This is a genomic window from Streptomyces griseoviridis (genome assembly GCF_005222485.1).
In the GTDB taxonomy this organism is placed as follows: domain Bacteria; phylum Actinomycetota; class Actinomycetes; order Streptomycetales; family Streptomycetaceae; genus Streptomyces; species Streptomyces hintoniae.
The window spans coordinates 2113717-2137874 of the sequence record NZ_CP029078.1 but is presented as its reverse complement, the minus strand read 5'-3'; the positions used below and the strand labels follow the sequence as shown (position 1 = coordinate 2137874).

16 protein-coding genes, 2 rRNA genes and 1 pseudogene are annotated in these 24158 nt (G+C 70.3%); 15 read left to right on the top strand and 4 right to left on the bottom strand.

Features of this window, described 5'->3' with window-relative positions; genetic code table 11:
• Positions 1-141 precede the first annotated feature (141 nt).
• The 4 genes and pseudogenes from DDJ31_RS08505 (at position 142) to DDJ31_RS08490 (ending at position 5776) form a co-directional block, all read left to right on the top strand.
• A 23S ribosomal RNA gene (locus tag DDJ31_RS08505) occupies positions 142-3263 on the top strand.
• Positions 3264-3367: 104 nt separating this feature from the next.
• Positions 3368-3484: ribosomal RNA gene (gene rrf / locus DDJ31_RS08500) — 5S ribosomal RNA — on the top strand.
• Positions 3485-3598: 114 nt separating this feature from the next.
• Positions 3599-4114, top strand: a pseudogene (locus DDJ31_RS40005) (tetratricopeptide repeat protein); the annotation flags it as partial.
• 762 nt (positions 4115-4876) lie between these two features.
• Positions 4877-5776 carry a tetratricopeptide repeat protein gene (locus DDJ31_RS08490; protein WP_206280834.1) on the top strand — a complete coding sequence of 300 codons (900 nt, stop codon included), beginning with the start codon at positions 4877-4879 and terminating at the stop codon, positions 5774-5776.
• 115 nt (positions 5777-5891) lie between these two features.
• Here the strand turns inward: DDJ31_RS08490 and DDJ31_RS08485 are convergent, their stop codons facing one another.
• Positions 5892-7184 carry a DUF1015 domain-containing protein gene (locus DDJ31_RS08485; protein ID WP_127180898.1) on the bottom strand — a complete coding sequence of 431 codons (1293 nt, stop codon included), beginning with the start codon at positions 7182-7184 and terminating at the stop codon, positions 5892-5894.
• A gap of 82 nt (positions 7185-7266) precedes the next feature.
• Between DDJ31_RS08485 and DDJ31_RS08480 the strand changes: the two genes are divergently transcribed.
• The 4 genes from DDJ31_RS08480 (at position 7267) to DDJ31_RS08465 (ending at position 11400) form a co-directional block, all read left to right on the top strand.
• Positions 7267-8295: an HAD hydrolase-like protein gene (locus tag DDJ31_RS08480; RefSeq protein WP_127180899.1), complete on the top strand. Its 1029-nt coding sequence runs from the start codon at positions 7267-7269 to the stop codon at positions 8293-8295.
• An 89-nt stretch (positions 8296-8384) separates the two neighbouring features.
• Positions 8385-9428, top strand: coding sequence for a FecCD family ABC transporter permease (locus tag DDJ31_RS08475; protein ID WP_127180900.1), 1044 nt, complete (start codon positions 8385-8387; stop codon positions 9426-9428).
• Positions 9425-10462 (top strand): FecCD family ABC transporter permease, encoded by a 1038-nt coding sequence (locus tag DDJ31_RS08470; RefSeq protein WP_127180901.1) that lies wholly within the window; start codon positions 9425-9427, stop codon positions 10460-10462. Before DDJ31_RS08475 ends, DDJ31_RS08470 begins: the two co-directional genes overlap by 4 nt.
• Positions 10459-11400 (top strand): ABC transporter ATP-binding protein, encoded by a 942-nt coding sequence (locus tag DDJ31_RS08465; protein WP_127180902.1) that lies wholly within the window; start codon positions 10459-10461, stop codon positions 11398-11400. The genes DDJ31_RS08470 and DDJ31_RS08465 overlap by 4 nt, the downstream gene beginning before the upstream one ends.
• Before the next feature lie 94 nt (positions 11401-11494).
• Here the strand turns inward: DDJ31_RS08465 and DDJ31_RS08460 are convergent, their stop codons facing one another.
• On the bottom strand, positions 11495-11842 hold the full coding sequence (locus DDJ31_RS08460; RefSeq protein WP_127180903.1) for an SCP2 sterol-binding domain-containing protein: 348 nt from the start codon (positions 11840-11842) through the stop codon (positions 11495-11497).
• Positions 11843-11884: 42 nt separating this feature from the next.
• On the opposite strand from DDJ31_RS08460, the gene DDJ31_RS08455 reads away from it, so the two are divergent.
• From DDJ31_RS08455 to DDJ31_RS08435, 5 genes are all read left to right on the top strand, one after another.
• Positions 11885-12166 (top strand): hypothetical protein, encoded by a 282-nt coding sequence (locus DDJ31_RS08455; RefSeq protein ID WP_127180904.1) that lies wholly within the window; start codon positions 11885-11887, stop codon positions 12164-12166.
• Between the two features lie 7 nt (positions 12167-12173).
• Entirely contained in the window at positions 12174-12989 is an 816-nt protein-coding gene (locus DDJ31_RS08450; RefSeq protein WP_127180905.1) for a TlyA family RNA methyltransferase, read from the top strand.
• On the top strand, positions 12986-13891 hold the full coding sequence (locus DDJ31_RS08445) for an NAD kinase (RefSeq protein ID WP_127180906.1): 906 nt from the start codon (positions 12986-12988) through the stop codon (positions 13889-13891). The genes DDJ31_RS08450 and DDJ31_RS08445 overlap by 4 nt, the downstream gene beginning before the upstream one ends.
• 85 nt (positions 13892-13976) lie before the next feature.
• On the top strand, positions 13977-15728 hold the full coding sequence (recN, locus tag DDJ31_RS08440) for a DNA repair protein RecN (RefSeq protein ID WP_171480789.1): 1752 nt from the start codon (positions 13977-13979) through the stop codon (positions 15726-15728).
• A 680-nt stretch (positions 15729-16408) separates the two neighbouring features.
• The gene (locus DDJ31_RS08435) at positions 16409-17545 is read left to right on the top strand and encodes a glycosyltransferase family 4 protein (protein WP_164785018.1); all 1137 of its coding nucleotides are present in this window, start codon (positions 16409-16411) and stop codon (positions 17543-17545) included.
• 24 nt (positions 17546-17569) lie between these two features.
• Here the strand turns inward: DDJ31_RS08435 and DDJ31_RS08430 are convergent, their stop codons facing one another.
• Positions 17570-19198, bottom strand: coding sequence for a PucR family transcriptional regulator (locus tag DDJ31_RS08430; RefSeq protein ID WP_127180907.1), 1629 nt, complete (start codon positions 19196-19198; stop codon positions 17570-17572).
• A gap of 224 nt (positions 19199-19422) precedes the next feature.
• Complete coding sequence (locus DDJ31_RS08425; protein WP_127180908.1) at positions 19423-21225, bottom strand: glycoside hydrolase family 15 protein; 1803 nt, start codon at positions 21223-21225, stop codon at positions 19423-19425.
• Positions 21226-21728: 503 nt separating this feature from the next.
• Here DDJ31_RS08425 and DDJ31_RS08420 point away from each other — a divergent pair.
• Positions 21729-23378 carry a CTP synthase gene (locus tag DDJ31_RS08420; RefSeq protein WP_127180909.1) on the top strand — a complete coding sequence of 550 codons (1650 nt, stop codon included), beginning with the start codon at positions 21729-21731 and terminating at the stop codon, positions 23376-23378.
• A gap of 82 nt (positions 23379-23460) precedes the next feature.
• Positions 23461-24087 (top strand): NUDIX domain-containing protein, encoded by a 627-nt coding sequence (locus DDJ31_RS08415; protein ID WP_127180910.1) that lies wholly within the window; start codon positions 23461-23463, stop codon positions 24085-24087.
• Positions 24088-24158: the final 71 nt, after the last annotated feature.

Genomic DNA, 24158 nt, shown 5'->3' with positions numbered 1-24158 from the left:
TGACTGTGTCGGGCACGCTGTTGGGTGTCTGAGGGAATGATTTTTCCTTCAGTTGCCGGCCCCAGTGAACTCCGGTTGTTGCCGGGGGTGATGGGTGGCTGGTCGTTGTTTGAGAACTGCACAGTGGACGCGAGCATCTGTGGCCAAGTTTTTAAGGGCGCACGGTGGATGCCTTGGCACCAGGAACCGATGAAGGACGTGGGAGGCCACGATAGTCCCCGGGGAGTCGTCAACCAGGCTTTGATCCGGGGGTTTCCGAATGGGGAAACCCGGCAGTCGTCATGGGCTGTCACCCTTGTCTGAACACATAGGGCAAGTGGAGGGAACGCGGGGAAGTGAAACATCTCAGTACCCGCAGGAAGAGAAAACAACCGTGATTCCGGGAGTAGTGGCGAGCGAAACCGGATGAGGCCAAACCGTATGCGTGTGAGACCCGGCAGGGGTTGCGTATACGGGGTTGTGGGATCTCTCTTTCATGGTCTGCCGGCCGTGAGACGAGTCAGAAACCGTTGATGTAGGCGAAGGACATGCGAAAGGTCCGGCGTAGAGGGTAAGACCCCCGTAGCTGAAACATTAGCGGCTCGTTTGAGAGACACCCAAGTAGCACGGGGCCCGAGAAATCCCGTGTGAATCTGGCGGGACCACCCGCTAAGCCTAAATATTCCCTGGTGACCGATAGCGGATAGTACCGTGAGGGAATGGTGAAAAGTACCGCGGGAGCGGAGTGAAATAGTACCTGAAACCGTGTGCCTACAAGCCGTGGGAGCGTCGGGCAAGCACTTGTGCTTGCCTCGTGACTGCGTGCCTTTTGAAGAATGAGCCTGCGAGTTTGCGGTGTGTTGCGAGGTTAACCCGTGTGGGGAAGCCGTAGCGAAAGCGAGTCCGAACAGGGCGTTTTTAGTAGCATGCTCAAGACCCGAAGCGGAGTGATCTAGCCATGGGCAGGTTGAAGCGGAGGTAAGACTTCGTGGAGGACCGAACCCACCAGGGTTGAAAACCTGGGGGATGACCTGTGGTTAGGGGTGAAAGGCCAATCAAACTCCGTGATAGCTGGTTCTCCCCGAAATGCATTTAGGTGCAGCGTCGTGTGTTTCTTGCCGGAGGTAGAGCACTGGATAGGCGATGGGCCCTACCGGGTTACTGACCTTAGCCAAACTCCGAATGCCGGTAAGTGAGAGCGCGGCAGTGAGACTGTGGGGGATAAGCTCCATGGTCGAGAGGGAAACAGCCCAGAGCATCGACTAAGGCCCCTAAGCGTACGCTAAGTGGGAAAGGATGTGGAGTCGCACAGACAACCAGGAGGTTGGCTTAGAAGCAGCCACCCTTGAAAGAGTGCGTAATAGCTCACTGGTCTAGTGATTCCGCGCCGACAATGTAGCGGGGCTCAAGCGTACCGCCGAAGTCGTGTCATTGCAGCATGAGGGCCAACGCCCGCTGTGATGGGTAGGGGAGCGTCGTCTGCCGGGTGAAGCAGCCGCGGAAGCGAGTTGTGGACGGTTGACGAGTGAGAATGCAGGCATGAGTAGCGATACACACGTGGGAAACGTGTGCGCCGATTGACTAAGGGTTCCTGGGTCAAGCTGATCTGCCCAGGGTAAGTCGGGACCTAAGGCGAGGCCGACAGGCGTAGTCGATGGATAACCGGTTGATATTCCGGTACCCGCTGTGAAGCGTCAAACATCGAGCATCGTGATGCTAAGGCCGTGAAGCCGCCCTGATCTCTTCGGAGTTGAGGGGAGTGGTGGAGCCGCCGGACCAAGCGGTTAGTAGGTGAGTGATGGGGTGACGCAGGAAGGTAGTCCATCCCGGGCGATGGTAGTCCCGGGGTAAGGGTGTAGGCCGTGCGGTAGGTAAATCCGTCGCACACATGGCTGAGACCTGATGCCGAGCCGATTGTGGTGAAGTGGATGATCCTATGCTGTCGAGAAAAGCCTCTAGCGAGTTTCATGGCGGCCCGTACCCTAAACCGACTCAGGTGGTCAGGTAGAGAATACCGAGGCGTTCGGGTGAACTATGGTTAAGGAACTCGGCAAAATGCCCCCGTAACTTCGGGAGAAGGGGGGCCACGTCTGGTGATCCGTTTTACACGGTGAGCTGGGGGTGGCCGCAGAGACCAGCGAGAAGCGACTGTTTACTAAAAACACAGGTCCGTGCGAAGCCGTAAGGCGATGTATACGGACTGACGCCTGCCCGGTGCTGGAACGTTAAGGGGACCGGTTAGTCGAGATTCGTCTCGGCGAAGCTGAGAACTTAAGCGCCAGTAAACGGCGGTGGTAACTATAACCATCCTAAGGTAGCGAAATTCCTTGTCGGGTAAGTTCCGACCTGCACGAATGGCGTAACGACTTCTCGACTGTCTCAACCATAGGCCCGGTGAAATTGCACTACGAGTAAAGATGCTCGTTTCGCGCAGCAGGACGGAAAGACCCCGGGACCTTTACTACAGTTTGATATTGGTGTTCGGTTCGGCTTGTGTAGGATAGCTGGGAGACTTTGATCATCGGACGCCAGTTCGGTGTGAGTCGTCGTTGAAATACCAGTCTGGTCGTGCTGGATGTCTAACCTGGGTCCGTGATCCGGATCAGGGACAGTGTCTGATGGGTAGTTTAACTGGGGCGGTTGCCTCCTAAAGAGTAACGGAGGCGCCCAAAGGTTCCCTCAGCCTGGTTGGTAATCAGGTGTTGAGTGTAAGTGCACAAGGGAGCTTGACTGTGAGACCGACGGGTCGAGCAGGGACGAAAGTCGGGACTAGTGATCCGGCGGTGGCTTGTGGAAGCGCCGTCGCTCAACGGATAAAAGGTACCCCGGGGATAACAGGCTGATCTTCCCCAAGAGTCCATATCGACGGGATGGTTTGGCACCTCGATGTCGGCTCGTCGCATCCTGGGGCTGGAGTCGGTCCCAAGGGTTGGGCTGTTCGCCCATTAAAGCGGTACGCGAGCTGGGTTTAGAACGTCGTGAGACAGTTCGGTCCCTATCCGCTGTGCGCGTAGGAGTCTTGAGAAGGGCTGTCCCTAGTACGAGAGGACCGGGACGGACGAACCTCTGGTGTGCCAGTTGTCCTGCCAAGGGCATGGCTGGTTGGCTACGTTCGGGAGGGATAACCGCTGAAAGCATCTAAGCGGGAAGCCTGCTTCGAGATGAGGACTCCCACCCACTTGATGGGTTAAGGCTCCCAGTAGACGACTGGGTTGATAGGCCGGATCTGGAAGCACGGTAACGTGTGGAGGTGACCGGTACTAATAGGCCGAGGGCTTGTCCTCAGTTGCTCGCGTCCACTGTGTTAGTTCTGAGGCAACGACCGTTGCCGGCTGAGAGCTGAACACACAATTAAAGAGTGTGCTTGTTCGCTCGAAACCATTAGGGTTTCGGTGGTCATAGCGTGAGGGAAACGCCCGGTTACATTTCGAACCCGGAAGCTAAGCCTTACAGCGCCGATGGTACTGCAGGGGGGACCCTGTGGGAGAGTAGGACGCCGCCGAACAATTTTTGAAGGACCCCTGGTCCCAGCGTTCAGCTGGGACCAGGGGTCCTTTTGTTTTTACAATGCTTGCAGTACCGAAGACAGGAGTCACCCATGTCCACCAACTCTCCCGACGACCGACCGGAGCGCGACCAGCGGCGACGGGACAGTGGTGACCGAGGTGACCGTGGTGGCTACCGCGGCGGCCCCAGTCGCGGCTACGACCGTGGTGCCAACGACCGTCGCGATGACCGTCCCCGCGATGACCGCCGTGGCAACGACCGCGGCGGTAGCGACCGGGGCGGCAACGACCGCGGTGGCTACGGTCGCCGCGACGACCGCCCGAGCGGTCCGCGCCGTGACGACCGTCCCAGCGGACCCCGTCGCGACGACCGTGGCGGTAGTGGCTTCCGCCGTGACGGCGACCGGCCGGCCTTCCGCCGGGACGACCGACGTGACGACAGCCGGCGAGACGACCGTGGCGGTGACCGTGGTGGGTTCCGTCGTGACGACCGTCCCAGCGGGCCCCGTCGTGACGACCGCGGCGGCAGTGGCTTCCGCCGTGACGGCGACCGACCCGCCTTCCGCCGCGACGACCGACGCGATGACCGAGGTGGCGACCGTCCCCCGTTCCGCCGTGACGACCGGCGCGACGACCGTGGCGGCGACCGTCCGCCCTTCCGGCGCGATGACCGAGGCGGCCAGGACCGTGGTGGCTTCGTGCGCCGCGATGACCGGCGCGATGACCGCGGCGGCGACCGCCCGCCCTTCCGTCGGGACGACCGGCGCGACGATCGCGGTGGCGACCGTTCCCCGTTCCGCCGTGACGACCGACGTGACGATCGCGGTGGCGACCGTCCGCCCTTCCGCCGTGACGACCGCCGTGATGATCGTGGCGGTGACCGTGGTGGGTTCCGTCGCGACGACCGTCCCAGCGGGCCCCGTCGTGACGACCGCGGCGGTAGCGGCTTCCGCCGTGACGGCGACCGACCCGCCTTCCGCCGCGACGACCGACGTGACGATCGTGGTGGCGACCGTCCCCCGTTCCGTCGCGATGACCGTCGTGACGACCGTGGTGGCGACCGTCCGCCCTTCCGGCGGGACGACAGTCGGCGGGATGACCGAGGCGGTGGCTTCCGGCGTGAGGGGGAGCGGCCCGCGTTCCGTCGTGACGATCGGGGCGACGACCGCGGCGGCTACCGTGGGCGCGACGACAACCGTCGGGACGACCGGCGCGATGACCGTGGCGGCGACCGCGGTGGGTACCGGGGCCGCGACGACCGTGGGGACCGTGGACCGCGTCGTGACGACCGTGGCGGCTACCGCGGGCGTGACGACCGAGGCGGCGACCGTGGTGGATACCGGGGCCGGGACGACCGCGATCGGGACCGTGACCGCGAGCCCATCAAGCGGCTGCCGATCCCCGAGGACGTCACCGGCGAGGAGATCGACAAGGACGTCAAGCAGGAGCTCCAGAGCCTGCCCAAGACCCTTGCCGAGGACGTCGCCAAGAACCTGGTGATGGTCGCCCGGCTCATCGACGAGGACCCCGAAGCCGCCTACGCCTACTCCAAGGTCGCCCTGCGGCTCGCGTCCCGTGTCGCCGCCGTCCGCGAGGCCGGTGGGTTCGCGGCGTACGCCAACCAGAAGTACTCCGAGGCGCTCGCCGAGTTCCGGGCGGCGCGCCGGATGACCGGCGGTGTCGAGCTGTGGCCCGTCATGGCGGACTGCGAGCGTGGGCTCGGGCGTCCGGAGAAGGCCCTGGACATGGCGGGCGCCGCCGAGGTGCACAAGCTGGACAAGGCAGGCCAGGTCGAGATGCGGCTCGTCGCCGCCGGCGCCCGGCGTGACATGGACCAGCTCGACGCGGCCATCGTCACCCTCCAGAGCCCGGAGCTTGCCTCCCACTCCATCCAGCCGTGGACCGCGCGACTGCGGTACGCCTACGCGGACGCGCTCCTCGCGGCCGGCCGCAACGGCGAGGCCCGGGAGTGGTTCGCGAAGGCCGTCGAGGCCGACCGTGACAGCAGCACCGACGCCTCCGACCGGCTCGCCGAACTGGACGGTGTCGAGTTCGTCGACGCCCTTGTCGAGGACGACGAGGACGCCATCGACACCGTCAACCCCGTCAACACTCTCGATGAGGTTGACGAGGTTGACCACGTTGACGATGACGAGGTTGACGCCATCGAAGACGGCGACGACGTTGATGACGTTGACGACGACAGCGATGACGTTGACGGCGTTGATGAGGTCGACGACGTCAAGGCCGACGACGTCAAGGTCGACAAGGACGTTGACGACAAGGACTGATGTCTGAACAGAAGGGGCGGGATCCGGAGCCATCCGGATCCCGCCCCTTTTTCGTCATCCTCGTCATCCTCGCGATTCCCGTGATCTCGCACCGCGCGCACCTACCCGCGTGCCGTCACAGTTCCAGTGCGCGCAGCACCAGTCCCGACGCCGGTTTCGGGCCGAACGACGTCGACTTGCGGGGCATCGTGACGCCCTGGCGGGCCAGTTCGCGGACGACCTCCTCGCGCACCGGGTGCATGAGGACCGCCGTCTCGCCGTCGCGTTCCGCCTTCTCCACCGTGGCCGCCGTGTCGTGGATGTAGGCGATGTGGGCGGGGGAGTCCTCGGGGATGTGCCAGACGTGGTCGAGGAGTGTGGCGTGCAGGACCGTCGCGTCCAGGGTGCGCCAGGCCTCCGGGTGGCCGGTCGGGACCGTGCGGGCGAGGAGGTCGGGGTCGGGGCGGTCGACGAGGTGGAAGGCGCCGTCGCCCGCCAGCAGGAACGCGTTGCCCGCACCGGACGCCTCGGCCAGCGCGGCCAGCGCTCCGGGCAGCGGGACGTCCAGGCGGCGGACCCGGAACAGGCCGTCGAGGGCGGCGACCGCGTCGGCCACCGGGAGGGTGTGCAGCAGCCGGTGGATGGCGCGCACCCGGAGCGGGTAGCGGACCGTGTCGACCAGGAGGACCAGGCCGTGGTCCCAGGGGCTCGGGGACGGGTGTTCCGCGCGCAGCCGCCGGTAGGTCGCCCAGCGGTGGTGGCCGTCGGCGATCAGGGCCTGGTGGCCGGCCAGGTCGGAGCGGATCGTGGCCAGGTCGGCGGGGTCGGTGAGGGACCACAGGCGGTGGCTGAAGCCGTCGTCGGTGGTGGTGGCGAGCAGCGGGGGCTGTTCGGCCGTCCGTTCGATGAGCTTGGCGGTGACCGCCGTGCGGTCGTCGCCCCGGTAGGTCAGCAGCAGGGGTTCGAGGTTCGCGGAGGTGGCCCGCATCAGGGCAGCCCGGTCGGCGACCACGTGCGGCATGACGTCCTCGTGCGGCAGGACCACGCCGTCGGCGGGGTCGGAGACGCGCAGGGCGCCGATGAGACCGCGTTGCAGCATGCCGTCGCCGTCGTCCTGCTCGTACACGTACAGGCCGGGTGACGGGTCGGTGGTCAGGACGCCCTCGGCGACCCAGCGGCGCAGGGTCTCGGCGGCCTGTTCGTTGCGGGCGCCGGGGCTGGTCGCCTGCGGCAGGATCAGCCGGACGATGTTGTGCGGATCGGAGTCCTGGAGATGGTGCAGGCCGTCGGGGCGGACGACGACGTCGTACGGCGGTGAGGTGACGGCGGCCAGGTTGCCGACCCGGTCGGGGTCGTAGCGAAGGCCTCGGAACGGGGTGAGTTCCAGTCCTCGGGGCGCCGTCGCTTCCGAGTGACCTGCTGAGTTCATCCCGGCATCGTACGTCTGTCAGTGCCGTGGGGGATGATCGGGGGAAAGCCGGAGAAGGCCGTCGAACGAGGAGCGATGCGGAATGAGCCAGGTCGTCAGGACGAGGCCCGAGGGCAGTGGGCAGGCCCTGAGCGAGGCGTACGACACGGCGCTGCTCGACCTGGACGGGGTGGTGTACGCGGGCGGCAACGCCATCGCGCACGCCGTTGAGTCGCTGGCCACCGCCCGCGCGGGCGGTCTGCACCTCGCCTATGTCACCAACAACGCGCTGCGGACACCTGACGCGGTGGCCGGCCACCTCACCGAGCTGGGCATACCGACGGACGCCGATGACGTGATCACCTCGGCGCAGGCGGTCGCGCGGCTGATCAGCGATCAGGTCCCCGCGGGCGCGCGGGTGCTGGTGATCGGCGGGGAGGGGCTGCGGGTGGCGCTGCGCGAGCGCGGCCTGGAACCCGTCGAGTCGGCCGAGGACGAGCCGGTGGCCGTGGTGCAGGGCTACGGCGGGCCCGAGCTGCCCTGGGGGCGGTTCGCCGAGGCGGCGTACGCCATCGCGCGCGGGCTGCCCTGGTACGCCTCCAACACCGATCTGACGATCCCCAGCGCGCGCGGGATCGCGCCGGGCAACGGCGCGGCGGTCGAGGTCGTGAGGATCGCGACGGGCGCCGAGCCGCAGGTCGCGGGGAAGCCGCTGCCGCCGATGCACCGGGAGACGATCCTGCGGACCGGCGCGAAGCGTCCGCTGGTCGTCGGGGACCGCCTCGACACGGACATCGAGGGCGCGTTCAACGGCGAGGTGGACTCCCTGCTCGTCCTCACCGGAGTCACCGACGGCGCCCAACTGCTCGCCGCGCCGCCGCACCACCGGCCCACCTATGTCGACGCCGACCTGCGCGGACTGCTGACCGGGCAGCCGGAGGTCGTCGAGGCGGGCGACGGATTCCGGTGCGGTGGCTGGACGGCGACGGCGGGCCCGGAGAGGCTGGAACTCGACGGTGAGGGCGGGGCGTTGGACGGGCTGCGCGCCCTCTGCGCGGCGGCCTGGACGGCGGCGGGGGACGGCACGTGCGCGCTGGAGGCCACGAAGGCACTCGACCGGCTGGGGCTGTGAGCCGGGCCACACCGCCGGTTCGCTGTGCATCGGAGGACGGGCACGGCCAGGGATCGAAGGGAGATGCGAGGGTAGGCTAACCTAACCGGGTGTTGGTCGAGAGTCCCCCCGAACCGCGCGCGGAAGCCCCACCCGCGCCCCCAGGTCGACGGGCGATACGTGCCGTCGGGCTCCTCCTGTCCCTCGTCGTCCTGGTGCTCGTCGCGTCGGCGAGCATCGCGATCGGCGCGAAAGAACTGTCCCTTGCGCAGGTCTGGCACGGCCTCTTCGAGGACACCGGCGGCTACGGCGACGTCGTGGTCGCGGAGCGGCTCTCCCGCACCCTGCTCGGGCTGCTCGCCGGTGCCGCGCTCGGCCTGTCCGGGGCCGTCCTCCAGGCGCTGACCCGCAATCCGCTGGCCGACCCCGGGCTGCTCGGCATCAACGCGGGCGCCTCCGCCGCCGTCGTCACCGCGATGACGTTCTTCGGCGTCACCTCGCTCAGCGGGTACGTGTGGTTCGCGTTCGCCGGTGCCGCCGCCGTGGGGGCGCTGGTCTGGGTGCTCGGCGGCAGCCGGGGCGCGACACCGGTCAGGCTCGCGCTCGCCGGCACCGCGATCAGCGCCGCGCTCTACGGCTACCTCCAGGCCGTGATGATCACGGACCAGGCGGCGCTGGGCAAGATGCGCTTCTGGACGGTCGGTTCACTCGCCTCCGCGGACAACGAAACGATCCTCCAGGTGCTGCCGTTCCTCGCGGCCGGCACCCTCCTCGCCCTCTCGCTGGCCCGCCCGCTGAACGCGCTCGCGATGGGCGACGACACCGCCAAGGCCCTCGGCGCCCACCTCAACCGCACCCGGGCGCTGGCCATGCTCGCCGCCACCGTGCTGTGCGGAGCGACCACCGCCGCCTGCGGCCCGATCGTCTTCGTCGGCCTGATGGTCCCGCACATCGTGCGCTCCTTCACCGGACCCGACCTGCGCTGGATCCTGCCGTACGCCACGATCCTGTCGCCGGTGCTGCTGCTCGGCTCCGACGTCGTCGGCCGGATCGTCGCCCGGCCCTCGGAGCTCCAGGTCGGCATCGTCACCGCGATCATCGGCGGGCCGGTCTTCATCTACCTGGTACGACGGCGAAGGACGGCCCAGCTGTGAGGAGCAACCGAGTCCTGAGGTCGCCCGGCGGGCTCTCGGTGCGGCTCGACGTCCGGTCCGTCATCGTCGTCGGCCTGCTGCTGCTTGCCGCGCTCGCCGCGGGCGTGGTGCTGATCGGCACCGGGGACTTCGCGATCCCGGCGGCCGACGTGGTCAGGACGCTGTTCGGCGGCGGCAACGCCGGACAGGAGTTCATCGTCAACGAACTGAGGCTGCCCCGGGTCCTGGTGGGGCTGCTGGTCGGCGCCTCCCTCGGGCTCGGCGGCGCCCTCTTCCAGGCCGTCACCCGCAACCCGCTGGGCAGCCCGGACGTGCTCGGCCTCGGCCAGGGCGCGACCGCCGGGGCGCTCGTCGTGATCGTGCTGTTCTCCGGCAGCGCCGCCCAGGTCACCGCGGGCGCGCTGGTCGGCGGTCTGGTCACCGGCGTCAGCATCTACCTGCTCGCCTGGAAGCAGGGCGTGCACGGCTACCGGCTCGTGCTGGTCGGCATCGGTGTCTCCGCGGTCGTCACCGCCGTCAACGGCTATCTGATGACCGTCTCCGACATCGTCGACGCGGCCCGCGCCGTCGTATGGATGACCGGCTCCCTCGACGGCCGCAACTGGGCACAGGTCTGGCCGCTGCTCGCCCTGTGCGCCGTCCTCGTCCCGCTCGTCCTCGGCAACGCGCGCGGGCTGCGGCTGATGGAGATGGGCGACGACGTCTCGCACGCCCTCGGGGTCAGGGTCGAGCGGGTGCGGGCGCTGCTGATGATCGCCGCCGTGCTGCTCACCGCCAGCGCCACCGCCGCCGCGGGCCCGGTCAGCTTCGTCGCCCTCACCGCGCCCCAGCTCGCCCGCAGGCTGACCCGCGCGCCCGGACCCAATCTGCTGGCCTCGCTCTGCATGGGCGCCGCCCTGCTCGTCGTCGCCGACTGGGCCTCGCAGAAGGCCTTCGGCGCCGGACAGATCCCGGTCGGAGTGATCACCGGAGTCCTCGGCGGTGTCTATCTGCTGTGGCTGCTGGTCACCGAGCGCAGGGCGGGCCGGATATGAGCGCCAACCCCCTCCCCGTCAGCGGGCCGAACAACCCAAGGAGCACCGTGAACCGCCTGTCCGCCGAGAAGGTCACCCTCGCCTACGACCAGCGGGTCATCGCCGAGCAACTCTCGGTGGAGATCCCCGACAACTCCTTCACCGTGATCGTCGGACCCAACGCGTGCGGCAAGTCCACGCTGCTGCGGGCGCTGTCGCGGATGCTGAAGCCCAACGTCGGGCAGGTGCTGCTGGACGGGCAGGTCATCCAGTCGATGCCGGCGAAGAAGGTCGCCCGCACCCTCGGCCTGCTGCCGCAGTCCTCGATCGCGCCCGACGGCATCACCGTCGCCGACCTGGTGGGCCGCGGCCGCTACCCGCACCAGGGCATCCTGCGCCAGTGGTCCACCGAGGACGAGCGCGTCGTACGGGAGTCCATGGCGCAGACCGGGGTCGCCGAACTCGCCGACCGGTACGTCGACGAGCTGTCCGGCGGCCAGCGCCAGCGCGTCTGGATCGCCATGGCGCTCGCCCAGCAGACCCCGCTGCTGCTGCTCGACGAGCCGACCACCTATCTCGACATCCAGCACCAGATCGACGTCCTCGACCTGTGCGCCGAACTCCACGAGGAGCAGGGCCGCACGCTGGTCGCGGTGCTGCACGACCTCAACCACGCGGCCCGCTACGCCACGCACCTCATCGCGCTGCGCGAGGGACGGATCATCGCCGAGGGCGCCCCCAAGGACATCGTCACGGCGGGACTCGTCGAGGAGGTCTTCGGGCTGCGCTGCCAGGTGATCGACGACCCGGAGACCGGGACCCCGCTGGTGGTGCCCGCCGCCCGCAAGGCACGCGAGGGCGCGAAGGCGGGACGCCCGGCGCGCGAGGCGGGCGCCGCGCCCAAGGACGGCCCCGGGGCGGGCGCGAAGGAGAAGGTGGCCGCCACGGACGCGTCGTGAGCCGCCGGTGACGGAAGCACTCGGACCGGGCGGGCGACCGCGCGACACCGCCCGGGACGACGAGCGCGGGCGGCTCGCGGAACGGAAACCGCCGCTACAGGAGTTTCCTGAGCCGCAGCAGGTCGCGCACGCCCGCCTCCAGTCTCACCCGGCCCGAACCCCACGCCTTGGCGAAGTTCAGCTCGCCGCCGACCATCGCGAGAAGGTCGTCGCCGGTCAGGGCGAGCCTGATCTGCGCCTTCTCGGGCGGCGGCCCCTGAACCGTGCGGTCCACCTCGATCCGGCCGCCGGTCAGGCGGCCGAGGAACGTGACGTCGAGGTCGGTGATCCGGCAGCTGACGGAGCGGTCCATGGCGGCTGCCGTGCGGACGTCGCCCTCGGCGCGCTGCATGCTGTCGGAGAGCTTGTCGAGTGCGGCGCGGCACTCCTCGATCGTGGCCATCGGCACCGACGGTACCGCAGCCCTTCGGGGTAGCGTCGGGGCATGAGCGACACAGTGCCGCAGGCCGGGTCCGAGCAGCGGGCGCAGGCCGGGCCCGAGCCCGAGCCCGCAGCCCCGGCTCCCCTCGAGGTGGGCCTGACCCCCACCGGCGACGCCGAGGTGGACGCCCGCCTGGAGCGGCTGGCCGACGCCGACCACCTCGCCACGGACGGACACGTCGAGGTGTACGAGGATGTACACCGGGGGCTGCGCGACGCGCTCACCGCGCTCGACGCCCGTCCGGGACCTCCGGCGCCCCCGTCGCCGTACCAGAGCAGGAGCTGAACGCACCGTGGCAGGAGTCGCACGTCGCCGTCTGGACGCGGAACTGGTCCGCCGGAAACTCGCGCGATCCCGGGAGCACGCCAGTCAGCTGATCGCCGCGGGGCGGGTCAGCGTCGGCAAGACCCTCGCGACCAAACCGGCCACCCAGGTGGAGACCGCCGCCCCCATCGTGGTCCGCGACGACGACGGCGACCCCGACTACGTCTCCCGCGGCGGCCACAAGCTCGCCGGGGCGCTCGCCGCGTTCGTGCCGCTCGGACTGGCCGTCGAGGGGCGCAGGGCACTGGACGCCGGCGCCTCGACCGGCGGCTTCACCGACGTCCTGTTGCGGGCGGGCGCCGCGCACGTCGTCGCCGTCGACGTCGGATACGGACAACTCGCCTGGACTCTGCGCAGCGATGAACGCGTCACCGTCAAGGACCGTACGAACGTACGCGAGTTGACGCTTGAAGCGATCGATGGGGAACCTGTGGATCTTGTCGTGGGCGATCTGTCCTTCATCCCGCTGGGGCTGGTGCTGCCCGCCCTGAAGCGGTGCGTGAAGCCGGACGCCGACCTGGTGATGATGGTCAAGCCGCAGTTCGAGGTCGGGAAGGAAAGGCTGGGGAGCGGGGGAGTGGTGCGCAGCCCGCAGCTGCGGGCCGAGGCCGTGCGGGGCGTGGCGGGGCGGGCGTGGGACCTCGGGCTCGGGGTCAGGGGCGTCACCGCGAGCCCGCTGCCGGGGCCGTCCGGGAATGTCGAGTACTTTCTGTGGCTGCGGGCCGGGGCACCCGAGCTTGACCCGGCCGACGTTGACCGTGCAGTGGCGGAGGGACCGCGTTGACGCAGAACCGAGTTCGTACTGTTTTCCTGCTCGCCCACACCGGCAGGCCCGCTGCGATCCGCAGCGCCGAGCTGGTCGTCAAGGGGCTGCTGCGTGAGGGCATCATCGTCCGGGTCCTGGAGTACGAGGCGCGTGACCTGCCGCTGCCCGACCAGGTCGAGCTGGTCCAGGAGGCCACCCCGCAGTGCCTCGAGGGCTGCGAGCTGCTGATCGTCCTCGGCGGCGACGGGACGCTGCTGCGCGGCGCCGAGTTCGCGCGGGCGTCCGGGGTGCCGATGCTCGGCGTCAACCTCGGCAGCGTCGGCTTCCTCGCGGAGGCCGAGCGGGACGACCTCGACAAGGTCGTCGACCGGGTGGTGACGAAGGCGTACGAGGTCGAGGAGCGGATGACCGTCGACGTCGTCGTGCACCGCAACGGCGACATCGTGCACACCGACTGGGCCCTGAACGAGGCCGCCGTGCAGAAGGCGGGCGCCGAGAAGCTCCTCGAAGTGGTGCTGGAGATCGACGGCCGGCCGGTGACCGGGTTCGGCTGCGACGGCATTGTCCTGTCCACGCCCACCGGCTCCACCGCCTACGCGTTCTCGGCCGGCGGTCCCGTGGTGTGGCCCGAGGTGGAGGCGCTGCTGATGGTGCCGATCAGCGCGCACGCCCTGTTCGCGAAGCCGCTGGTCACCTCGCCCGACTCGGTGCTCGCCGTCGAGCTGCTGCCGCACATCCCGCCCGGGGTGCTGTGGTGCGACGGGCGGCGGACCTTCGAGCTGCCGCCCGGGGCCCGGGTCGAGGTGCGCAGGGGCGCCGTCCCGGTCCGTCTCGCCCGGCTGCACCACGCCTCGTTCACCGACCGGCTGGTCGCCAAGTTCGCCCTGCCGGTGGCCGGCTGGCGGGGCGCGCGGCAGTAGCCAACGAGGAGCCCGCCGGTAAGTAACGACCCGCGGCCTCCCCGGTCGGGTGGGGCCGCTTCGCGCACCGCGGGCAAAACCTCGTATGGTCGGGGGCGTGTTGGAGGAGATGCGGATACGGTCGCTCGGGGTCATCGACGACGCTGTCGTCGAGCTGTCGCCCGGGTTCACCGCAGTCACCGGTGAGACGGGCGCGGGCAAGACCATGGTGGTCACCAGCCTCGGGTTGCTGCTGGGCGGTCGCGCCGATCCGGCGCTGGTGCGGATCGGCGCCGAGAAGGCGGTCGTCGAGGGGCGGATCTCGGTGCCCCCGGGCGCGAGCGCCGTCCGGCGCGCCGAGGAGGCCGGTGCCGAGCTGGACGACGGGGCGCTGCTGATCAGCAGGACGGTCTCGGCCGAGGGGCGGTCCCGGGCCCATGTCGGCGGGCGCAGCGTGCCCGTGGGGCTGCTGGCCGAGCTGGCCGACGACCTGGTGGCCGTGCACGGTCAGACCGACCAGCAGGGGCTGCTGAAGCTGTCCAGGCAGCGGCAGGCGCTCGACCGGTACGCCGGTGACGCCGTCGTCGGGCCGCTCGCCCGGTACACCGAGGCGTACCGGCGGCTGCGGGCCGTCGCCGTCGAGCTGGACGAGATCGTCACCCGGGCGCGGGAGCGGGCCCAGGAGGCCGACCGGCTGCGCTACGGACTCGACGAGATCGCGGGCGTCGAACCGCGCGCCGGTGAGGACGTGGAGCTGGCCGAGGAGGCCGAGCGGCTCGGGCACGCGGAGGCCCTCGCGTCGGCCGCGACGATCGCGCACGCCGCGCTCGCGGGCAACCCGGAGGACCCCGAGGGCATCGACGCGGCGACGCTCGTCGCGGGCGCCCAGCGGGCCCTGGAGGCCGTGCGCTCGCACGACCCGGCGCTGTCCGCGCTCGCCGACCGGATCGGCGAGATCGGCATCCTCTTCGGCGACGTCGCGGGCGAACTGGCCGGATACGCCGACGACTTGGACGCCGACCCGCTGCGGCTCGCGGCCGTCGAGGAACGGCGGGCCGCGCTCGGCGCGTTGACCCGCAAGTACGGCGACGACATCGCCTCGGTGCTGGCCTGGGCCGAGGAGAGCGCGGCCCGGCTGACCGAACTGGACGGCGACGACGAGCGGATCGGCGAGCTGACCGCGGAACGCGACACCCTGCGCGCCGAACTGAGCGTCCTCGCCCAGGCGTTGACGGACGCCAGGACGGAGACGGCGGAGCGGTTCGCGGCGGCCGTGACGGCGGAGCTTGCCTCCCTCGCGATGCCGCACGCGCGCGTGTCGTTCGACATCCGGCAGACCGAGACCACCGAGGAGGCGGCCGGCATCGAGGTCGGCGGACGGACGGTCGCGTACGGACCGTCCGGTGCCGACGAGGTCGAGCTGCTGCTCGCCCCGCATCCCGGGGCGCCGCCGCGGCCCATCGCCAAGGGCGCGTCCGGCGGTGAGCTGTCCCGGGTGATGCTCGCCGTCGAGGTCGTGTTCGCCGGCACGGACCCGGTGCCGACGTACCTCTTCGACGAGGTCGACGCGGGCGTCGGCGGCAAGGCCGCGGTCGAGATCGGCCGCCGGCTCGCCAAGCTCGCCAAGTCCGCACAGGTCGTGGTGGTGACCCACCTCCCGCAGGTCGCCGCGTTCGCCGACCGGCAGCTGCTGGTCGAGAAGACGAACGACGGATCGGTCACCAGGTCGGGCGTGAAGGTCCTCGAAGGGGAGGACCGGGTACGGGAGTTGTCCCGGATGCTGGCCGGCCAGGAGGACTCGGAGACGGCCAGGGCCCACGCGGAGGAACTCCTCGCGACGGCTCGGGCTGACGGATAGCGGTCTGGAGGGCCTACAGCGGTCCGGCGGGCCGACAGCGGCCCGGCGGGCGGCGGGCGTCTGCCCGCCTGCCGTCGGTCGCTCCCCGGGCCGTCTGCCCGCCTGCCGCCGGTCCCTCCGCAGGCCGTTCCCCGCGAGGTCCGTTCGGCGGGCCGCCTGCCATCGGCCGCCGTAGGGCGGCTTGCCCCGGGCTCCGTCCGTCGGGCCCGTCGGGCCGTCGCCCTCCGGTCCGTCCGGCAGGTCGGTCCGGTGAGTCTCCGTCCCCCTCGGTGCCCGGTGGGTTTCCCTTCCTAGGGCGCGGGCAGCCGAGGGGCTTGTGGCCGGGTGTCGGGAGGGGCTCGCGGTGGGTGCGAAGTGGGGGGCCGGAGCGAGGTCCTGACCGGGATCCGGTGCGGGGCCCCGGCGGCGGAGCGGGGAGTGGGACCGGGAGTGAGCCCGTCCCCCGGTGCCGTGAGCGGAGGCGGTCGTTCCGTCATCGGAGCCGCTTGTTCTGTCACTCGAAAGGGTGAAGTGTCCTACCGGTACGGGCAGACGTTCCGCCCTTGTCGTTCCCGGAACACCCGTACGTGCTGGCATCCTTGACCGAGTACGTGGAGGAATCCGCGCGGCTCACCCTCTCCGCTCGATCCTTCTGTACTTTCTTCGTGACCGTCCCACGCCGAACCAGGAGCCCCGGCCACGTGAGCCTCGTGAGCAGCCACTCACCGACCGGCCAGTCTCCGCTGCGCACCGTGCAGGTGCTGGGCGGAGGCAACGCCGGCAGCAGCGCGCACGTGCGGTCGCTGGCCCTCGGGCTCGTCGCACGGGGCGTGCGGGTGACGGTGTGCGCCCCCGGTGAGGCCGACCGCGCCTACGACTTCACCGGCGCGGGCGCCGACCACGTGCACGTGCCGCGCAGCAGCGACCCGGCGTCCGTGGCGATGCTCAGGGAAGCCTGCAAGGACGCCGACCTGGTCCACGCGCACGGGCTGCACGCGTCCTTCCGCGCCGTCCTCGCCCTCAGCGGACGGCACACCCCGCTGGTCGTCACCTGGCACGACCGCGCGCACGCCGAGGGCGCCCGCGCCCACCTGGTGCGCCTCCTGGAACGACGGGTCGTGCGGGCCGCCGCCGTGGTGCTCGGCACCACCTCGGCCCTGGTCGACCGGGCCCGCGGCACCGGCGCCCGCGACGCCAGGCTGGCCGCCGTCGCGCTGCCCGCGCCCCGCCGGATCGCGGACGCCGAGGACCTGGACGGGCTGCGCTCCAAGGTGCGGGCCGAACTCGGCGCCCTCGACCGCCCGTTGCTGATGGCCGTCGGCTCCCTCGACCGGCACCGCGGCTACCACACGCTCCTGGATGCCTCCCGCGCCTGGTGCCGCCTCGACCCCGGGCCGCTGGTCGCGATCGCGGGGGAGGGCCCGCTGCGGGCCGAACTCCAGCACCGTATCGACGACGAGGAACTGCCCGTCCGGCTGATCGGCGGCCGGGACGACGTCTCCGACCTGATCGCCGCCGCCGACCTCGCGCTGCTGCCCAGCCGCTGGGAGGCCCGTTCTGTGCTCGCGCAGGAGGCCCTGCACGCGCGCGTGCCGCTGGTCGCCACCGACGTCGGCGGCATCCCCGAACTCGTCGGCGACGCGGCCGAACTGGTCCCGTACGGCGACGCCGTCGCCCTCGCCGACACCGTCGTCCGCCTCCTCGGCGATCCCGAACGGCGGGCCCTGATGCGGGAGAAGGGCGCCCGGCAGGCGGCGACCTGGCCGACCGAGGACGAGACCGTCGCCCAAGTGCTCAGCGTGTACGACGAGTTGACGCGCCCTCTGCCGCTGATCTGAACGTCCGGGTCAGCTGCCGACCGCTCAGGTCACATGCCGTCGGGCGCGCAGCGCCAGGCTCAACGCCAGTACCGTCTGCGGGTCGTCGAGGTCGGTGCCGAGCAACTCGCCGATGCGGGCGAGGCGGTTGTAGAGGGTCTGCCGGTTGAGGTGCAGTTCACGGGCGGTCTCCGCCTTGCGGCCCGCGTGCGCCAGATAGGTCTCCAGGGTCGGCAGCAGCGGCGGCCGTGAGCGCACGTCGTGATCGCGCAGCGGGCCGATCGCCCGGTCCACGAAAGCGGCCAGGTCCTGGTGGTCGCGCAGCCGCCACAGCAGCAGATCGATGTCCAGTCGCCGCGCGTCGTACCAGGGCCGGTCCGCGAGGCCCTGCGCCGCGGTCGCCGTCTCCGCCGCGTGCCGCAGCCCCGCCGAGGCCGCCGCCCAGCCGCCCGCCACCCCGACCACCACCACCGGGGGCCGCGCGCCCGGCCGTTGCATCCCGGCCCGCTCCACGCCCGCCCGCAGCGCCGCCGCGACCCGGTCGGCGACCGCGGGCCGCTCCGACTCCGACCGCAGCCCCACCAGCAGCGGCACCCGGCCCTCCACGGGCCGCACCCCCAGCAGCACCGGCACGCCCACCGCGGTCAGCTCCTCGGCGACCGCGCGCGCCAGGACCGCCCAGCCGCCGCCTGGCACCAGCGCATCAGCCAGCCGCATGACGACCGGCAGCAGCGGGCTGCGGCCCGGCTTGAAGCCCAGCACGCGCGCCTGCGCGGGCGCGTCCTCGGCGGCGATCCGGCCCTCGGCGAGATCGGTGAGGAAGTCGCCGCGCCCCCGGGCCGCCAACTCCTCCTCCTGCCGGGCCTGCATCAGCACCACGGCGAGGATGCCGGCGGCCCGCTCGGCCGCCATCCGGTGCACCGGCGTCAGCGGAGCGCGCACCGGCAGCAGCACCAGCCTGGCCCGTACCGCACCGGTGCCGGGGCCGCCGCCCGGCACGTCCACCAGCGCGGAACCGGCCGGCGGGTCGTCCTTGTGCTGGGCGCGCAGCCCCTCCCACACCTGGAGCGGGTCGGCGCCCTCGGGTCCCGCCCCCGCCGCGTACAGGAGCTGTCCCTCGGGGGTCTCAAGGAAGACCGGGTTGCCGCTGAAGTCGGCGAGGATGCCGAGGACCTGCGGCACCCCGCCCCCGCCGAGCAGCGCCTCGGTGCACCGCCTGTGCACCTCCTCGGCGCGCTGGAGCAACGCGTAGTGCCCGTTGACGATCTCGGTGTGGATCTCCTCGGTGACCGTCACGAACGGCACCTCGCGGTGCAGCTGGACGAGCGGAAGACCGGTCGTGCGCGCGGTGTCGACGAGGGCGGCGGGCAGCCGGGTGAAGCGCGGGCCCAGCTCCACCACGAGGGCCGCAATGCCCCGCTCGGCCAGGGTGCGCACGAACGCCCGCTGGTCGGCCGGGCGGGTGCCGAGACCGTATCCGGTGGTCAGCAGCAGCTCGCCGCCCTTGAGCAACGAGGCGATGTTGGGCACCTCGCCCGCGTGCACCCAGCGCACGGTGCGGTGCAGCCGCTCCGCGCCCGCGAGCACCTCGGGCAGCCCGCTGCGCAGCCCGGGGAGTTCCAGCGCCCGCCGAACGGTGATCCCGGCGCCCGGGGTGTCGAATCCGCTGTCCATGAAGCGGACGCTACCTGCGCGGATGCCGTCCGGTCAGCCCCGGTGGGCGCGGACGGGGCATCGGGCGGGCGTCGGCGGGCATCGGGGCCGCCGGTGAGGAACCCGCCTTTGGTGGCCCGGCCCGGCGCACGGAAGGTTTCCACCCCGTTCCGCCGCCCCCTAGTACGGAAGAACCCGCCCCCCGGGGGTTCCGGGGCGGGCGGGTTCTCCAGGGGCGGGGCGGGTCAGCCTCCGTACGCTCCCGACGCCGTCAGGCGCAGGGCCGTGTCGATCAGCGGGACGTGGCTGAAGGCCTGCGGGAAGTTGCCCACCTGGCGCTGGTTGACCGGGTCCCACTCCTCGGCGAGGAGGCCGAGGTCGTTGCGGAGGGCGAGGAGCTTCTCGAACAGCTTGCGGGCCTCGTCCACGCGGCCGATCATCGCGAGGTCGTCCGCCATCCAGAACGAGCAGGCCAGGAAGGCGCCCTCGTCGCCGGGGAGGCCGTCGACGCCCTCGCTCTCGCCCTCGGTCGGGTAGCGCAGGATGAAGCCGTCCGGCGTGGACAGCTCGCGCTGGATCGCCTCGATGGTGCCGATGACCCGCTTGTCGTCCGGCGGCAGGAAGCCCATCTGCGGGATCAGCAGCAGCGACGCGTCCAGCTCCTTCGAGCCGTACGACTGCGTGAAGGTGTTGCGCTCCTTGTCGTACCCCTTCTCGCAGACGTCCCGGTGGATGTCGTCGCGCAGCTCGCGCCACCGCTCCAGCGGGCCGTCGGCGTCGCCCGACTCGATCAGCTTGATCGTGCGGTCGACGGCGACCCAGGCCATCACCTTGGAGTGCACGAAGTGGCGGCGCGGGCCGCGCACCTCCCAGATGCCCTCGTCCGGCTCGTCCCAGTGCTGCTCCAGGTAGCGGATCAGCTTGAGCTGGAGCAGCGAGGCGTAGTCGTTGCGGGCCAGGCCCGTCATGTGGCCCAGGTGCAGGGCCTCGGTGACCTCGCCGTAGACGTCCAGCTGGAGCTGGTGGGCGGCGCCGTTGCCGACGCGCACCGGCGCGGAGTTCTCGTAGCCGGGCAGCCAGTCCAGCTCGGCCTCGCCCAGCTCCCGTTCCCCGGCGATGCCGTACATGATCTGGAGGTTCTCGGGGTCGCCCGCCACCGCGCGCAGCAGCCACTCGCGCCAGGCGCGGGCCTCCTCGCGGTAGCCGGTGCGCAGCAGCGAGGAGAGCGTGATCGCCGCGTCCCGCAGCCAGGTGTAGCGGTAGTCCCAGTTGCGGACGCCGCCGATGTCCTCGGGCAGGGAGGTGGTGGGGGCGGCGACGATGCCGCCGGTGGGGCCGTAGGTGAGGGCCTTGAGGGTGATCAGGGAGCGGATCACGGCCTCCCGGTAGGGCCCGTGGTACGTACAGTGCTCCACCCACTCGCGCCAGAACTCCTCGGTCGCGACGAGCGAGGCCTCGGGCTCGGGCAGGGCCGGGGGCTCCTTGTGCGAGGGCTCCCAGGAGATGGTGAACGCGATCCGGTCACCCGGGGCGACGGTGAAGTCGGCGTACGTCGTCAGGGACTTCCCGTAGGTCTCGGCCGACGTGTCGAACCACACCGAGTCGGGTCCCGCGACGGCGACGGTCCGCCCGTCGTGCTTGTGCACCCACGGCACGACCCGCCCGTAGGAGAACCGCATCCGCAGGGCCGAGCGCATCGGGACGCGGCCCGAGACGCCCTCCACGATGCGGATCAGCTGGGGTGCGCCGTCTCGCGGGGGCATGAAATCGGTCACGCGTACGGTGCCGCGCGGGGTGTCCCACTCGGACTCCAGGATGAGTGAGTCGCCCCGGTAGGTACGGCGGTTCGCGGTGGGCGGTTCGGCGTCCGACGCGTGCGCCGGGCCGAGCCGCCAGAAGCCGTGTTCCTCGGTGCCCAGCAGCCCGGCGAAGATGGCATGCGAGTCGAAGCGGGGCAGGCACAGCCAGTCGACTGTGCCGTCCCGGCAGACCAGTGCGGCGGTCTGCATGTCTCCGATGAGTGCGTAATCTTCGATGCGCCCGGCCACGTGCAACTCCAGTCGAACGGCCACGTCACGCCCATGGGGGCGGTCGCTGGTGCGGTCAAGGGGTTCTGTCTTACGTCGTTGAGTGCTGAAGCAAAGCAGTCGTCAAGCCGTGTGGCAAAACGACAATTTCTCCTCAACCAACTGACGGGCTCTTGTTGTTCCGGTGCCAACGGGCGGGGGTGGTGCCGTATGGCCGGACGGACCCGGCAGAGAACGTCCGAGCAGGATACGACGCACGTAGATGATCTGCGTGCCGCTCCGGACAACCCGAGTCCACCGATCGGGTGAGCGACGGGTGAGAAAGCCGTGAGATCGGGCGGGTCTCGTGTCGACATGTGTGCGGAGTGTGGCCGGAAGCCATCGCTCTGAGGCGCTGATACCCTGGTAGCCCGTGGACCGGTGGGAGAAAAACCCCCGAACCGCAGCGACGGCACCCCCGGAAAATCCGGGCCGGCGGCCGTACCGCACCCCCAGACCGCGACCACGGGAGCCCCGTCTTGGCCATGCCGTCCAATTCCTCGACGACCAAGCACATCTTCGTCACCGGGGGTGTCGCGTCCTCCCTCGGGAAGGGCCTGACGGCCTCCAGCCTCGGCATGCTGCTCAAGGCCCGCGGGCTGCGCGTCGTGATGCAGAAGCTCGACCCGTACCTGAACGTCGACCCCGGCACGATGAACCCCTTCCAGCACGGTGAGGTGTTCGTCACCAACGACGGCGCCGAGACCGACCTCGACATCGGCCACTACGAACGCTTCCTCGACCGCGACCTCGACGGCTCGGCCAACGTCACCACCGGCCAGGTCTACTCCACCGTCATCGCCAAGGAACGCCGCGGCGAGTACCTCGGCGACACCGTGCAGGTCATCCCGCACATCACCAACGAGATCAAGCACCGCATCCGCCGGATGGCCACCGACGCCGTCGACGTCGTCATCACCGAGGTCGGCGGCACCGTCGGCGACATCGAGTCACTGCCGTTCCTGGAGACCGTCCGCCAGGTCCGCCACGAGGTCGGCCGCGACAACGTCTTCGTCGTCCACATCTCGCTCCTGCCCTACATCGGCCCCTCCGGCGAACTGAAGACCAAGCCCACCCAGCACTCGGTGGCCGCCCTGCGCAACATCGGCATCCAGCCCGACGCGATCGTCCTGCGCTGCGACCGCGAGGTCCCCACCGCCATCAAGCGGAAGATCTCCCTGATGTGCGACGTCGACGAAGCCGCCGTCGTCGCCTGCCCCGACGCCCGCTCCATCTACGACATCCCCAAGACCGTCCACGGCGAGGGCCTCGACGCCTACGTCGTCCGCAAACTCGACCTGCCCTTCCGCGACGTCGACTGGACCACCTGGGACGACCTCCTCGACCGCGTCCACAACCCCGACCACGAGATCACCATGGCCCTGGTCGGCAAGTACATCGACCTCCCCGACGCCTACCTCTCCGTCACCGAGGCCCTGCGCGCCGGCGGCTTCGCCAACAAGGCCCGCGTGAAGATCAAATGGGTCACCTCCGACGACTGCAAGACCCCCGCGGGCGCCGCCGCCCAGCTCGCCGACACCGACGCGATCTGCATCCCCGGCGGCTTCGGCGACCGCGGCGTCGCCGGCAAGGTCGGCGCCATCCAGTACGCCCGAGAACAGAAGATCCCCCTCCTCGGCCTCTGCCTCGGCCTCCAGTGCATCGTCATCGAAGCCGCCCGCAACCTGGCCGGCATCCAGGACGCCAACTCCACCGAGTTCGACTCGGCGACCGCGCACCCGGTCATCTCCACCATGGCCGAGCAGCTCGACATCGTGGCGGGCGACGGCGACATGGGCGGCACGATGCGGCTGGGCATGTACCCGGCGAAGCTGGCCGAGGGGTCGATCGTGCGGGAGGTGTACGACGACAAGGAGTACGTCGAGGAGCGCCACCGCCACCGCTACGAGGTGAACAACGCCTACCGCGCGGAGCTGGAGAAGAAGGCCGGGATCGTCTTCTCGGGCACCTCGCCCGACGGGAAGCTCGTGGAGTACGTGGAGTATCCGCGCGAGGTCCACCCGTACCTGGTCGCCACCCAGGCGCACCCGGAGCTGCGCTCGCGTCCGACCCGCCCGCACCCCTTGTTCGCGGGTCTGGTCAAGGCCGCGGTCGAGCGCAAGATCGCCAAGTAGCACACCAGTTGTACGGTGACCGGGGTGCGCGCCGCGAGCGGTGCGCACCCCGTTCTCCTCAGCACGTCGGGAAGGGCACGGCATGACGATCAAGGACATCCCCACCGAGTGGGAGATCCGGGCCACGCGGACGCCCTTCACGGGCAACAAGACCTCCGTCCGCACGGACGACGTGGTCATGCCGGACGGCAGTGTGGTCCACCGCGACTACCAGGTGCACCCCGGCTCGGTGGCCGTGCTGGCGCTGGACGACTCCGACCGGGTGCTGCTGATCCGGCAGTACCGCCACCCCGTGCGCCAGAAGCTGTGGGAGATCCCGGCCGGGCTGCTCGACGTGCCGGGCGAGAACCCGCTGCACGCGGCCCAGCGCGAGCTGTACGAGGAGGCGCACGTCAAGGCCGAGGACTGGCGGGTGCTGACCGACGTCTACACCACGGCGGGAGGTTGCGACGAGGCGGTGCGGATCTTCCTCGCCCGGGAGCTGTCCGAGGCCGACGGCGAGCGCTTCGCGGTCGAGGACGAAGAGGCCGACATGGAGTACGCGCGGGTGCCGGTCGCCGACCTGGTGCGCGGCGTCCTCGCGGGCGAGCTGCACAACAACTGCCTCGTCGTGGGGGTGCTCTCGCTGGTCGGTGCCCGGCAGGGCGACGGCCTCGACGCGCTGAGGCCGGCCGACGCGCCCTGGCCGGCGCGTCCCTTCACGTCCTGAACGTCCCCCTCCCACCTATTGTTGTGACGATCGGTTGATCCGATCGGGGGACGTGTCCGCCGCGCTCCGCC